The sequence below is a fragment of the Cytobacillus sp. FSL R7-0696 genome (assembly GCF_038006865.1).
GTDB lineage: Bacteria > Bacillota > Bacilli > Bacillales > Cytobacillaceae > Cytobacillus > Cytobacillus kochii.
Window position 1 is genome coordinate 3,328,722 of sequence record NZ_JBBOWA010000001.1, and the last position, 15,105, is coordinate 3,343,826.

The 15,105-nt window shown below is 38.6% G+C and carries 11 protein-coding genes; 10 read left to right on the top strand and 1 reads right to left on the bottom strand.

Annotated elements, in window-relative coordinates; all coding sequences use genetic code 11:
* Positions 1-29: 29 nt before the first annotated feature.
* Positions 30-269 (bottom strand): DUF2627 domain-containing protein, encoded by a 240-nt coding sequence (locus tag MKX29_RS17235; protein WP_095373649.1) that lies wholly within the window; start codon positions 267-269, stop codon positions 30-32.
* Between the two features lie 213 nt (positions 270-482).
* On the opposite strand from MKX29_RS17235, the gene MKX29_RS17240 reads away from it, so the two are divergent.
* The 10 genes from MKX29_RS17240 (at position 483) to scpA (ending at position 15,105) form a co-directional block, all read left to right on the top strand.
* Positions 483-2,552 (top strand): sigma-54 interaction domain-containing protein, encoded by a 2,070-nt coding sequence (locus MKX29_RS17240; RefSeq protein ID WP_224936021.1) that lies wholly within the window; start codon positions 483-485, stop codon positions 2,550-2,552.
* A gap of 155 nt (positions 2,553-2,707) precedes the next feature.
* Positions 2,708-3,610 (top strand): phosphate butyryltransferase, encoded by a 903-nt coding sequence (yqiS, locus tag MKX29_RS17245; RefSeq protein ID WP_233435223.1) that lies wholly within the window; start codon positions 2,708-2,710, stop codon positions 3,608-3,610.
* Positions 3,611-3,646: 36 nt separating this feature from the next.
* Positions 3,647-4,744 (top strand): branched-chain amino acid dehydrogenase, encoded by a 1,098-nt coding sequence (bcd, locus tag MKX29_RS17250; protein WP_095372644.1) that lies wholly within the window; start codon positions 3,647-3,649, stop codon positions 4,742-4,744.
* A gap of 113 nt (positions 4,745-4,857) precedes the next feature.
* Complete coding sequence (gene buk, locus MKX29_RS17255) at positions 4,858-5,946, top strand: butyrate kinase (RefSeq protein WP_285840858.1); 1,089 nt, start codon at positions 4,858-4,860, stop codon at positions 5,944-5,946.
* A gap of 22 nt (positions 5,947-5,968) precedes the next feature.
* Complete coding sequence (gene lpdA, locus MKX29_RS17260) at positions 5,969-7,387, top strand: dihydrolipoyl dehydrogenase (RefSeq protein ID WP_095372646.1); 1,419 nt, start codon at positions 5,969-5,971, stop codon at positions 7,385-7,387.
* 120 nt (positions 7,388-7,507) lie between these two features.
* On the top strand, positions 7,508-8,506 hold the full coding sequence (locus tag MKX29_RS17265; protein WP_341106743.1) for a thiamine pyrophosphate-dependent dehydrogenase E1 component subunit alpha: 999 nt from the start codon (positions 7,508-7,510) through the stop codon (positions 8,504-8,506).
* 17 nt (positions 8,507-8,523) lie between these two features.
* Complete coding sequence (locus MKX29_RS17270; protein ID WP_095372648.1) at positions 8,524-9,507, top strand: alpha-ketoacid dehydrogenase subunit beta; 984 nt, start codon at positions 8,524-8,526, stop codon at positions 9,505-9,507.
* An 87-nt stretch (positions 9,508-9,594) separates the two neighbouring features.
* Entirely contained in the window at positions 9,595-10,914 is a 1,320-nt protein-coding gene (locus tag MKX29_RS17275; protein ID WP_341106744.1) for a dihydrolipoamide acetyltransferase family protein, read from the top strand.
* A gap of 250 nt (positions 10,915-11,164) precedes the next feature.
* Positions 11,165-12,949, top strand: a complete 1,785-nt coding sequence (locus MKX29_RS17280; RefSeq protein ID WP_341106746.1) for a methylmalonyl-CoA mutase subunit beta — start codon at positions 11,165-11,167, stop codon at positions 12,947-12,949.
* Complete coding sequence (gene scpA / locus MKX29_RS17285) at positions 12,946-15,105, top strand: methylmalonyl-CoA mutase (protein ID WP_224936027.1); 2,160 nt, start codon at positions 12,946-12,948, stop codon at positions 15,103-15,105. Before MKX29_RS17280 ends, scpA begins: the two co-directional genes overlap by 4 nt.

The window sequence follows — 15,105 nt, forward strand, 5'->3', positions numbered from 1 at the left end:
GCGTCAGCATTTTATTATGCTGACGCTTTTTATGATTCCTTCTTAAAACGGTCTTGCACTTTATTTCTTTTACGATCACGATGCAAAATAAATCCGGCGATAAAGCCAATTCCTAATATAACAAATAATAATCCACACACAAACTGCAAAGGTAAAGATGGGAAAGGGCTTTGTAAAATGCCAAATACCATATCCCTCATTAATTTAATTCCATATACCGCTAAAACACCGGGAAGTACAAGTATCATTAATGCTATTAGTCTAATCATATTTTTCCTTTCTTCCGCTGCTAAAATATTCAATAAACTCATTATATATGATAGGAAACGTTTATTAAAGGGAGATTTCATTGGTGGAACGTATGAGAAAAATATTAACACTAACAGTAGAAGATATTTGTCAACAAGGACAATTAAGGTTACATTATAAATGAAAGAAGTTGCATAGTAGATTTGAAAGAATATTCAGGGTAAGGTGAAAGTATGCAAAAAGTAATTATCATCGGGGCTGGTCAAGGTGGCTCCTCAATATATCGATTATTAAAAGAAACAGAAATGTTAAAAGTAACAGCGGTTGTTGATATTAATCGCGAAGCAAATGGACTCCAACTTGCGAGTGAAGATGGTGTACAAATTGGTTATGATTGGCGCCAATTTATTAAAGAACCTGTTGATATTATTATTGAAGTAACAGGAGACGAAGAAGTTAGTAAACAAATTAGATCTTCAATCAAAGAAGAGATCATTTTTATCCCTGGTAGTGTCGCTTATTTAATGGCCAAACTTTTGTATCAAAAGGAAGAGCTCATATCCGCACTTTCTAATCAAACATATAAATTCAACCTCATTTTTAATACGACCGATAACGGTATGATCGTCATTAATCCTGACGAGGAAATTATACTTTTTAATAAAAGCGCAGAAACGATGACAGGAATAGAAAAGAAACAGGCGATAGGTAAAAAAATCGGAGATGTAATTAGTGGAAGCCTACTGCCGAGAGTATTGCATTCAAGGAGAGTGGAAACAAACCAAGAGTTTGTTTTAGGTAGTGGGTTGAAAATTATTACTACGAGAATCCCTGTAATCGGTGATAACGGTCAATTAATCGGTGCGGTTTCTATTTTTAAAGACATTACGGAGTTAGTTGATTTAGCTGAAGAAATTACTGATTTGAAAAACTTAAAAACAATGCTTCAAGCTATTATACAATCAAGCGATGAAGCGATCTCTGTTGTAGATGAAGATGGGAAGGGATTAATTATTAACCCGGCCTATTCAAAAATCACTGGATTAGCAGAAGAGGAAGTCATTGGTAAACCGGCAACTGCTGATATCTCAGAAGGTGAAAGTGTTCATATGAAGGTGCTCAAAACACGTAGAGCCATAAGGGGTGTACCAATGCGTGTAGGTCCGAAGAGAAAAGAAGTTGTCGTCAATGTAGCGCCAGTAATTGTAGATGGCATTTTAAAAGGAAGCGTCGGGGTTTTGCATGACGTTTCAGATCTGCAAAGTATGAGTCGCGAATTAAACCGCGCGAGACAAATTATTCGAAATTTAGAAGCTAAGTATACTTTTGAGGATATTATTGGTCAATCTGATGAAATGGCCATTGCCATTGAGCAAGCTAAACTTGGAGCAAAAACGCCAGCAACCGTTCTATTGAGAGGTGAATCTGGCACAGGAAAAGAATTATTTGCACATGCCATTCATAATGCAAGTGACCGTAAATATAATAAATTTGTTCGTGTAAACTGTGCTGCCTTATCGGAATCATTACTAGAAAGTGAATTATTTGGTTATGAGGAGGGTGCTTTTTCTGGCGCGAAAAGAGGCGGAAAAAGGGGTTTATTTGAAGAAGCGGATAAAGGAAGTATCTTTTTGGATGAAATTGGCGAGTTAACTGCCAGCACACAGGCTAAACTATTAAGGGTGCTACAAGAAGGAGAGATTACCCGAGTAGGTGGTACAAAGCCTCTTCAGATTAACGTTCGAATTATTGCTGCAACGAATGTTAATCTGGAAAAAGCCATTGCGAACGGCGGATTTAGAGAGGATTTATACTACCGTTTGAATCGAATGCCAATTCATATTCCGTCCTTGAGAAAAAGAAAAGAAGATATTCCTTTATTAGTGGACCGCTTAATTGAAAAAATCAATATTGAATATGGCCGTAATGTAGAAGGTGTAACGGAAGAAGCGATGAAGGTTTTAATGGCATATGATTGGCCAGGTAATGTCCGTGAACTAGATAATATTATTGGAAGAGCGATTATATTTATGGGCTATCAAACACATATTGACAGTGAACATTTATCTACATTAGCGAATAGTGACAGTCCAGTTCTCGTAGATTCCGAAATGCATGCATCTATTCAACAAGGAGAGCCATTAGCAAAGCAACTGGAAGGTTTTGAAAAAGAAATTATTACGAAAGCAATGAAACAAGCTGAGGGTAATAAGACACAAGCTGCCAAACATTTAGGGTTGTCTGTAAGAAATTTATACTATAAATTGGAAAAATATCAGATTGAAAATAAAAGCATGCAATAATTTGCATAGTTTGCAATAAATTTCACAGTGGGTTTTTAGTAATAAAGCGTTTTCATCGCGTTTTAATTTTGGCACGGTAATTGCATAATAAAAAGATGAGTGCAGCAAAAAAACATTTTACTTGCACGCACTTTGAAGTAAAGGGGTTGAGACAGATGAAATTGGATTCGCTTATAGAGAAAGCAACCCAATATGAAGGCAATGTAGTTGCAGTTGCCGCAGCAGAAGACGAAGAAGTCTTAGAAGCTGTAGCTGGTGCACTAAAGAAAAACATGGCAAGCTTTCTGTTATTCGGTAACTCTGAAAAGATTACACAAATTCTGAATGCAAACCATGCAGATGTCGCTAGTAGCGACCACTTAACAATTATGCATGCTGAAACAGCTGCTTTGGCTGCTGAAATGGCGGTTAAATCTGTCAAAGAGAAAAAAGCAAGCGTACTTATGAAAGGAAATGTTCCTACAGCAGTTATTTTAAAAGCCGTACTTAACAAAGAATATGGCTTGAGAACTGGTAGCGTTCTTTCACATGTTGCTGTGTTTGAAGTTCCTAACTTTGACAAATTTACGATTGTCACTGATGCTGCGATGAACATTGCGCCTGATTTGAGTCAAAAAGCGCAAATAACAGCTAATGCAGTAGGTATTGCTAAGAGTATTGGGGTGGAAATGCCTAAAGTTGCACCAATTGCTGCGGTTGAGGTTGTAAACCCAAATATGCAAGCAACATTAGATGCAGCGGCATTAACGCAAATGAATCAACGTGGTCAAATTAAAGGCTGCATCGTTGATGGACCTTTAGCACTTGATAATGCAGTTTCTATTGAAGCTGCTGAGCATAAAGGCATTACAAGTGATGTTGCTGGACAAGCAGATATCTTACTTGTACCTACTATTGAAGTTGGAAATGCTTTATACAAATCATTGATCTACTTTGCTCAAGCAAAAGTTGGTGCAGTGATTGCAGGTGCAAAAGCACCAATCGTTTTAACTTCCAGAGCAGACTCAGCAGAGAGTAAGTTATATTCACTTGCTTTAGCTATTTGCTCTGCTAAATAATATATTTTCTTTTAAAAACAAGGAGGATTTACAACCATGGAAATTTTTAAATATCTAGAGAAATATGATTACGAACAAGTCGTTATTTGCCAAGATAAAGAATCAGGATTAAAAGCAATCATCGCTATTCATGATACAACTTTAGGACCTGCACTAGGCGGAACACGTATGTGGACTTATGAGTCAGAAGAAGCAGCGATTGAAGATGCTCTTCGTCTTGCAAAAGGTATGACTTATAAAAATGCTGCAGCTGGACTTAACCTTGGTGGCGGTAAAACAGTTATCATCGGTGATCCTAAGAAAGATAAAAATGAAGCATTATTCCGTGCTTTCGGACGTTATATTCAAGGTCTTAACGGACGTTATATCACTGCAGAGGATGTTGGTACAACTGTAGCTGATATGGACTTAATTCATGAAGAAACTGATTATGTAACTGGTATTTCTCCAGCATTTGGTTCTTCTGGTAACCCTTCTCCTGTAACTGCTTACGGTGTGTACGTAGGTATGAAAGCAGCAGCAAAAGCAGCATTCGGAACTGACTCTCTTGAAGGTAAAACAATTGCTGTTCAAGGTGTAGGTAATGTTGCATATCACTTATGTAAACACCTTCATGAAGAAGGAGCAAAATTAATCGTTACTGATATTAACAAAGAAGCTGTTCAACGTGCAGTTGATGATTTCGGTGCAGAAGCAGTAGGAATTAATGACATTTATGGTGTTGAATGTGATATCTATGCGCCATGTGCATTAGGGGCAACTGTAAATGATGATACAATTCCACAACTTAAAGCAAAAGTAATTGCAGGTTCTGCTAACAACCAATTAAAAGAAGAACGTCATGGTGATCAAATCCACGAAATGGGTATTGTATACGCTCCTGACTATGTAATCAATGCTGGTGGTGTTATTAACGTTGCTGACGAACTTTACGGTTACAATGCTGAACGTGCAATGAAAAAAGTTGAAGGTCTATACGATACAATTGACCGTATTATGCAAATTTCTAAAGAAGAAAATATCCCAACTTATAAAGCTGCTGACCGTATGGCAGAAGAAAGAATTGCGACAATGAAACAATCTCGCAGCACATTCCTTCAAAATGGTCATCACATCTTAAGTCGCCGTAAGTAATTATGGTTCATATTGAAGTGGCGAGCGCTTTAATAAGCGCTAGCTACTTCCTTATGTAATTTCAAAAATGGATAAATAATGGAGGGTCTGTTGTGCAAGATCAAATCAAGAGAATGCTCGTCATCAACCCAGGATCTACTTCAACGAAGATCGGTGTTTTCGATAATGATAGTTCTGTGTTTGAAAAAACATTAAGACATGATACAGACGAGATTAAAAAGTTTAAAACAATTTTCGATCAATATGAATTCCGTAAAAACGCTATTTTAGAAACTTTAGACGCTGAAGGAATTAACATTTCAAAACTAAGCGCAGTAGTCGGTCGCGGAGGACTTTTACGCCCAATTCCTGGTGGTACTTATGCGGTTAATAATGAAATGATTGAGGACTTAAAAGTTGGTTATGCTGGTCAGCACGCATCCAATTTAGGTGGGATTTTGGCTTACGAAATTGCTTCAGGTCTAAATATTCCTTCCTTTATTGTCGATCCGGTTGTCGTTGATGAATTAGCACCGATCGCCCGCGTTACTGGTTTCCCACAAATTGATAAAACAAGCATATTCCATGCATTAAATCAAAAGGCAGTAGCAAGAAGAGTATCAAAAAAATTAGGTAAGAAATACGAAGACTTAAACTTAATTGTTACGCATATGGGTGGCGGTGTTTCTGTTGGTGCTCATGAAAAAGGTCGTGTAATTGATGTGAATAATGCACTTCATGGAGAAGGACCATTCAGTCCTGAGCGTGCAGGAACGGTTCCAGCTGGCGATCTTATTGATATGTGCTTCTCTGGTGAATATTACCGTGAAGAAATCATGAGTATGTTAGTTGGTGAAGGCGGACTTGTTGGCTACCTTGGAACAAACGATGCTGTAAAAGTTGAAAAAATGATTGAAGCTGGCGATGAAAAAGCGAAGCTCGTTTATGATGCGATGGGTTACCAAATTGCAAAAGAAATTGGTACTGCAAGTGCGGTATTAAAAGGTAAAGTAGACGCGATCATTTTAACAGGTGGACTAGCTTATGGGAAAGCATTTGTAAATGATATTTCAAGCTATGTTAACTGGATTGCAGATGTCATCATTGAACCTGGTGAAGATGAACTTCAAGCGCTTGCAGAAGGTGCACTTCGTGTTCTTCGTGGCGAAGAAGAAGCTAAGAATTACACTATTGATGAATTAAATACAACAACAGTTAAGTAAGTAGTAATAGGAGGGTTTATTAATGGCACAAGAATATGATTTAGTCATTCTTGGCGGAGGTACTGGTGGTTATGTAGCTGCTATTCGTGCTTCTCAACTTGGTCTTAAAACAGCGTTAGTAGAAAAAGGAAATCTTGGCGGTACTTGCCTTCATAAAGGTTGTATCCCAAGTAAAGCATTACTAAGAAGTGCAGAAGTTTTTGCGACTGCTAAGAATAGTGATGAGTTCGGTATTTCTACTGGGGAAGTATCAGTAAACTTTGCAAAAGTGCAAGAGAGAAAAGGCAAAATTGTTGATCAATTGCATAAAGGCGTTCAACACCTTATGAAGCAAGGGAAAATTGATGTATACGACGGTTTCGGACGTATTTTAGGACCATCCATCTTCTCTCCAACAGCAGGAACAATTTCTGTTGAAATGAATAATGGTGATGAGAATGAAATGCTTGTACCTAAAAATGTTATTGTGGCAACAGGTTCTCGTCCAAGAACATTACCTGGTTTAGAAGTTGGCGGAAATGTAATGACTTCTGATGAAGCATTATCTATGGAAGAGATTCCTAAGTCAATTATTATCGTTGGTGGCGGTGTAATCGGTATCGAGTGGGCGTCTATGCTTGCTGATTTCGGTGCAGAAGTAACTGTACTAGAATTTGCTGACCGTATTATCCCTACTGAAGATAAAGATGTAAGTAAGGAAATGCAACGTCTACTGAAAAAACGTGGCGTTAATATCGTTACTAAAGCGAAAGTACTTCCTGAAACATTGAAACAAGATGGCGGTGTAACGGTTTCTGCTGAAGTAAAAGGCGAAACAAAAGAATTCACAGCTGAAAAGCTTCTCGTATCTGTAGGTCGTCAAGCAAATACTGAAGGTATTGGTCTTGAAAATACTGATATTCAAGTAGAAAAAGGAAGCATCGTTGTGAACGAACATTACCAAACAAAAGAGTCTCATATTTATGCAATTGGTGATGTAATTGGTGGACTTCAACTTGCACATGTTGCTTCACATGAAGGTATTCATGCAGTTGAACATATCGCAGACCAAAATCCAGAGCCAATGGATTATGATCTTATTTCTAAATGTATCTATTCTTCACCAGAAGCTGCAAGTGTAGGTATCACAGAAGATCAAGCGAAGGAACAAGGCTATAAAGTGAAAGTCGGTAAATTCATGTTCCGTGCGATTGGTAAAGCGCTTGTATTCGGTGAGTCTGACGGCTTTGTTAAAATTATTGCTGACGAAGAAACAAATGACATCTTAGGTGTACACATGATTGGACCACATGTGACAGATATGATTTCTGAAGCAGGTCTTGCAAAAGTATTAGATGCTACACCATGGGAAGTAGCACATACGATTCACCCTCACCCAACTTTATCTGAAGCAATTGGAGAAGCTGCATTAGCAGTAGACGGAAAAGCGATTCACGGATAAGCGTTAGGATTTATTAAAGTGGACTTCTAGGTTTTGTTGGAAATCTAGAAGCCTCACTTCATTAAGTGGAGAATATAAGAGCGTTCCACGTTCTTCTATATATATTTAGGAGGTTTTGAAATGGGTAAAACTAAAAATCGTCATAAAGCTTTAGGTTTAAGTGATGAGCAAGTATTAGAAATGTATGAAACCATGCTTCTAGCACGCCGTATTGACGAGCGTATGTGGCTTTTAAACCGTGCAGGTAAAATTCCTTTCGTTATTTCATGTCAAGGACAAGAGGCTGCGCAAGTAGGTGCATCTTTTGCATTAGACAGAGAGAAAGATTATGCCCTTCCGTATTATCGTGACATGGGTGTTGTTCTTGCATTCGGTATGACTGCGAAAGAATTAATGTTATCAGCATTCGCTAAAGCGGAAGATCCAAACTCAGGTGGCCGTCAAATGCCAGGTCACTTTGGGCAAAAGAAAAACCGTATCGTAACAGGTTCTTCTCCAGTTACAACACAAGTTCCTCACGCAGTAGGTATTGCACTTGCTGGGAAAATGGAAAATAAAGATCTTTGTACATTTGTTACATTCGGTGAAGGTTCTTCTAACCAAGGAGACTTCCACGAAGGAGCAAACTTTGCAGGTGTTCATAAATTACCAGTTATTTTCATGTGTGAAAATAATAAGTATGCGATCTCTGTACCAATTGAAAAACAATTGGCATGTGAGAAAGTATCAGATCGTGCAATCGGTTACGGTATGCCTGGTGTGACTGTAGATGGTAACGATCCATTAGCAGTGTACCAAGCAGTTAAAGAAGCAGCTGATCGTGGACGTAAAGGTGAAGGTCCTACATTAGTTGAAACAGTTTCTTATCGTTTAACTCCACACTCTTCTGATGATGATGATCGCAGCTACCGTGATCGTGAAGAAGTAGATGCAGCGAAAGAAAAAGATTCGATTATTACTTTTGCAGCCTACTTAAAAGAAAATGGTCTTTTCGATGATGAAAAAGAAAAAGAAATGAACGATCGCATTATGAAAATCGTGAATGAAGCAACTGATTATGCTGAAAATGCACCATATGCAGATGCAGAAGATGCATTGAAATATGTGTACGCAGAATAAGTAGGGGGGAATAACACATGGCAGTAATGTCTTATATTGACGCGATCACTTTAGCGATGCGCGAAGAAATGGAAAGAGACCCAAAAGTATTTGTACTAGGAGAAGACGTTGGTCGTAAAGGTGGAGTTTTCAGAGCGACAAACGGCTTATATGAAAAATTTGGTGAAGATCGTGTATTAGATACACCACTTGCAGAATCTGCTATTGCTGGTGTTGGTGTTGGTGCGGCAATGTACGGTATGCGTCCTATTGCAGAAATGCAATTTGCTGATTTCATCATGCCTGCTGTCAACCAAATTATTTCAGAAGCAGCAAAAGTTCGTTACCGTTCAAATAACGACTGGAGTGCTCCAATGGTTATTCGTGCACCATATGGTGGCGGTGTCCATGGTGCCCTTTATCACTCTCAATCAGTAGAAGCTGTATTTGCAAACCAACCAGGTTTAAAAATTGTTATGCCTTCTACACCATACGACGCAAAAGGACTTTTAAAAGCAGCGATTCGTGATGACGATCCTGTTATGTTCTTTGAGCATAAACGTGCTTACCGTCTAATTAAAGGTGAAGTACCTGAAGATGATTATGTACTTCCAATTGGTAAAGCTGACGTTAAACGTGAAGGTGAAGATATTACAATCATCACTTACGGATTATGCGTACACTTTGCTCTTCAAGCAGCAGAAAAACTAGCGAAAGATGGTATCTCTGCTCACATTTTAGACTTACGTACGGTTTATCCATTAGATAAAGAAGCGATTATCGAAGCAGCTTCTAAAACGGGTAAAGTCCTTCTTCTTACAGAAGATACAAAAGAAGGAAGCATTATGGGTGAAGTAGGATCGATTATTGCTGAGAACTGCCTATTTGACTTAGATGCACCAATTATGCGCCTTGCAGGTCCAGATGTACCAGCAATGCCATATGCACCAACAATGGAGAAATTCTTCATGGTTAACCCGGATAAAGTAGAAAAAGCAATGAGAGAATTAGCTGAATATTAATCAAAAGTGGCAATGAGAGCGGAAATCCGACTCTTTTTGCCACATTCCAAATAGATGTTGATAAGTAATAAGGAGGTCACTTTAATAATGGCTATCGAACAAGTAAAAATGCCTCAATTAGGTGAAAGTGTAACAGAAGGTACAATTAGTAAATGGTTAGTATCTGTTGGTGATAAAGTAAATAAGTACGATCCACTTGCAGAAGTAATGACTGATAAAGTAAATGCTGAGGTTCCTTCATCTTTTGATGGAGTAATTAAAGAGCTAATTGCCGAAGAAGACGGCACATACGAAGTAGGCGAAGTGATTTTAACAATTGAAACTGAAGGTGGCGGAAGCAGCGAGCCTCAAGCTTCTGAAGAAACTTCTGCACCAGCAAAAGAAGAAGCGCCAAAATCAGAAAGCAAATCAGTCGCTTCTACACCTGCAGCAGATGCACCTAAAGGTGGACGTTATTCTCCAGCCGTACTTAAGCTTTCTCAAGAGCATGGCATTGACCTTAGCCAAGTAGCTGGTACTGGTGCAGGCGGAAGAATCACACGTAAAGACTTAAACAAAATTATTGAGTCTGGTAATATTCCAACTGCTGATAATGCACCAAAAGCGGAAGCACCAGCAAAAGAAGAAGCACCTAAGCAAGAAGCACCAAAAGCGGCAGCTTCTAAACCAGCTAAAGCAGCAGGCACAAATGTACCAGTTGTACCAGGAGATGAAGAAATTCCTGTGACTGGTGTACGTAAAGCAATTGCAGCTAATATGCTTAAGAGCAAACATGAGGCTCCTCATGGTTGGACAATGATGGAAGTAGATGTAACAAATCTTGTTGAGTATCGTAACTCAATTAAAGGTGAGTTCAAGAAGAAAGAAGGCTTCAACCTTACATTCTTTGCTTTCTTCGTAAAAGCAGTTGCGCAAGCACTTAAAGAATATCCACAAATCAACTCTATGTGGGCTGGCGACAAAATTGTACGTAAAAAAGACATCAACTTGAATATTGCAGTAGCAACTCAAGACGCTCTTTATACACCAGTTATCAAAAATGCTGATGAAAAAACAATCAAAGGTATTGCGCGTGAAATCGGTGAGTTAGCTGGTAAAGTGCGTGCTGGTAAATTAACAGGTGCTGATATGTCTGGTGGTACATTTACTGTAAATAACACTGGTTCATTCGGTTCTGTTCAATCAATGGGCATCATCAACCACCCTCAAGCAGCGATTCTTCAAGTAGAATCTATTGTGAAGCGTCCAGTTGTTATGGACAACGGTATGATTGCTGTTCGTGACATGGTTAACCTTTGTATGTCACTTGACCACCGTGTACTAGACGGATTAGTATGTGGTCAATTCATGCAACGTGTAAGAGAAATTCTTGAAAATACTTCTAAAGAAAACACATCTGTATACTAAGATGTGATTGTAAAAAATGAGAGGCGAATGGCCTCTCATTTTTTTTTGAAAATAAATATCAAGTTTCAACAACCCACAATAAATCACCCCATAAATAATGTATATCTAGATGAATAAATTGATGGAATTCTACAAAAGATTGCAGCTTTTTCCTATCTATACTACAATAAAATTAAGATTTATTAGAATTTTATTAATGTTTTGATCGCTATGATGAGGGGAGGTCCTGTCTTTTTTAGACAGATATTTTATGAATTTAAATAAAATGAAAAATGAGACATTTGCAAAGCCGACTTTACGCGATTGGCAGGAGAAAGCAGAGGAATCATTAAAGGGTGGGTCCATCGATCGTTTATCAACAGTCACTTATGAAGGGGTTAAATTGAAACCGCTTTATTCACGAGAAGATTTACCTTCACCTATCCAAAATCCACTTCCAGGAAGTTCAGACTTTCGTCGAGGGTATACCTCTTCAGGATATCTTGAAGAACCATGGAACGTCTCGCAGCGGCTTTTTTCTACATCGGCAAAAGAAATGAAAAGACAATTATTAGAAGAATTAAATAAAGGACAATCAGCCATTTCATTTAACCCTGATCTTTACAAGCTTTCAGAAGTAGCAGAGATTGTTGAAGGCTTAGAAGAATATCCATTTTGTTTAATGACGGAAAATTCTTTACTCGATTTATACAAGACGATTGGTCAGCAAAATTCGAAAGGGTTTATTGGGAAAGATCCGTTAGCCAGTTTAATGAATAATAGTAAAGGTTACGATAATGATTGGTTGGAAGCAATTGTACATGCGAAAAATTCCTCACCTAAGCTAAAAACCATTTTAATTCATACGACCATATATCATGAACTAGGTGCAAATGCTATTCAAGAACTGGCCATTGCCATTGCTTCTGCTGTTTCTCATATTGAGCGCTTGCTCAGCGAAGACTTCTCTATAGAAGAAATAGTAGATAAGGTCGTGTTTCATTTTTCCATTGGCGCCCAATTTTTTACGGAAATCAGTAAATTAAGAGCGGCAAAAATCCTATGGTCTAAAGTTTTAGAAGCATACGGACTAAATGAGAAGCTAATGAACATGACCATTTCTGCTCAAACATCACCATTTACGAAAACATTGTACGACCCTTATGTCAATCTTTTACGGGCAGGGAATGAGGCCTTTGCAGCCATACTAGGTGGGATCAATTATTTACACGTCTCACCATTTGATGAACCTAGTGAAGCCTCCTCTTTTACTGCGAATCGAATTGCTCGAAATACCCAATTGATTTTAAGGGAAGAAGCGCATTTAAATAAAGTCGTTGATCCGGCAGGAGGCTCTTATTATATTGAAACAATGACGAATCAAATTGCTGAAAGAGCTTGGGATTTATTTTTAGCAATAGAAAATCAAGGCGGTATGGAAGGTGCCATCGAGACAGGTTGGATTCAAGAACAGATCACGCAAGTGCAAAAAAAGCGGCTAGCTGATATTTATACGCGAAAGCAAAGTATTGTTGGCACGAACAAATATGCGAATTTAGATGAATCACCGCTGCAGAATGCAGTGACGCTAGGCAACCGCTTATCCATTCCATATGAAAAGCTGCGCTATCAAGTAGAAATGATGAAGGCGAGTGGCGTTGATATTCAGGTGGGCTTATTATGTCTTGGAGATTTAAAAAAGCATAAGTCACGTATGGATTTTGTAAACGGCTTTTTAGCTCCAGGTGGTATTCGGTCTCATTTTATTCCAATTATGCATACAGAGAACCTAAAGGAACAAATAGAAAATAATCGTTTATCTCATTACGTGATTTGTGGTGCAAACGATCAATATGATGATGATCTTTTAACTGCTGTGAAGGTAATAATGACAGAGAAACAAAGAATATTTAAACTATATTTGGCCGGTCATCCTACAGTAGAGGAACAAAAATGTTGGAAAGAGGCGGGCATCACCGAGTTTCTCCATATGAAAAGTGATTGCTACCATATACTAAGCACCATTGTGGAAGATTGGGAGGGTGAAGTGAAATGACCAAACCTGATTTTACAAAAGTAAAATTATTTGATGAGGGTGTCAAAGCGCAACAACCTGATAAAATCCATCATGATTTGTTTGAAACAAATGAAAGTATAAATATTAAATCCGTTTATTCCCATAATGATCTAACGTCGATGGAACACCTCGATGATATGCCAGGAATCGCACCTTACACACGCGGTCCATATCCAACGATGTATGTTAATAGACCTTGGACAGTTAGGCAATATGCTGGGTTTTCAACAGCGGAAGAAAGTAATGCGTTCTATCGTCGTAATTTAGCGATGGGGCAAAAAGGACTTTCAGTCGCTTTCGATCTTGCCACACATCGTGGCTATGATTCCGATCATCCACGAGTGGTTGGCGATGTCGGAAAAGCAGGCGTAGCCATTGATAGTATTTTAGATATGAAAATCCTGTTTGATGGCATTCCTTTAGACCAAATGTCAGTCTCCATGACAATGAATGGAGCAGTTTTACCGATTATGGCGTTTTATATTGTCACGGCTGAAGAGCAGGGAGTGAGCCAGGAAAAGCTTGCGGGAACGATTCAAAACGATATTCTTAAAGAGTATATGGTGAGGAACACCTATATTTATCCACCTGAGATGTCAATGAAAATCATTGCAGACATATTTGAGTATACTTCACATTATATGCCTAAATTTAATAGTATCAGTATATCTGGTTATCATATGCAAGAAGCAGGTGCGCCTGCAGATATAGAATTAGCATACACGCTAGCAGATGGTCTTGAATATGTGCGTACAGGTATGAAAGCAGGGATTGATATCGATTCTTTTGCTCCTAGATTATCCTTTTTTTGGGCAATTGGGATGAACTATTTTATGGAAGTGGCAAAGATGAGAGCGGCTAGACTGATATGGGCAAAGATGATGAAAAACTTTGCACCTAAAAACCCGAAATCCATGGCGTTAAGAACACACTCGCAAACTTCCGGTTGGAGTTTAACAGAACAAGATCCATACAATAATGTGACAAGAACTTTGATAGAAGCGCATGCAGCAGCGATGGGACATACACAATCATTACACACAAATGCACTAGATGAAGCGATTGCCTTACCAACCGATTTCTCAGCAAGGATTGCGCGCAATACACAATTATTTTTACAAGAGGAAACAGGCATAACCAATGTTATCGATCCTTGGGGCGGTTCTTATTATGTAGAAAGTCTAACAAATGAGTTGGTAGAGAAAGCTTGGGCGCATATTGAGGAAATTGAAGAACTTGGCGGAATGGCTAAAGCGATTGAAACAGGATTACCAAAAATGAGGATTGAGGAGGCGGCTGCAAGAAGGCAGGCACAGATAGATTCGAATAAAGAAACAATCATTGGTGTGAATAAATACCGTCTTGAGCAGGAGGAGCCTCTAGATATTCTAAATATTGATAATACCGCAGTACGGTTAAAGCAAATAGAACGCTTAGAGCATTTAAGAGCGACAAGAGATGAAGATAAGGTGAAAGAAGCGCTTGCAGCTATTACGAGAGCAGCTGAGACAGGTGAAGGAAATCTTTTAGCTTTATCCGTTCAGGCTGCACGGGTGCGGGCATCTTTAGGAGAAATATCTGATAGTATTGAATTGGTCGCTAAACGACATAAAGCGATGATCCGTTCTATTAGTGGTGTATATAGCTCCCATTTTTCTAATGAAGAGGAAATAAATGAAGTAAAGGCAATGGCTGATGAATTTTTACAAAATGAGGGGAGAAGACCTCGTATTTTAATTGCTAAAATGGGACAGGATGGACATGATAGAGGAGCGAAAGTCATTTCTACAGCCTTTGCAGATTTGGGATTTGATGTGGATATTGGGCCACTATTTCAAACGCCAGAGGAAACAGCGATACAGGCAGTCGAAAATGATGTGCATGTGGTTGGGTTTAGTTCTCTTGCTGCTGGTCATAAAACATTGTTACCACAATTAGTGGCTGAGTTAAAAAAGCTAGGGCGTGAAGATATTTTAGTTGTAGTAGGTGGCGTAATTCCACCGCAAGATTATGAGTATTTGCTTGCTAATGGTGCATCTGCTATCTTTGGACCAGGAACCGTCATTCCAGTGGCTGCGCAAAAGGTAATAAGAGAGATTTATCATCGTCTAGGCTATGAGGAAGTGACGAATTAA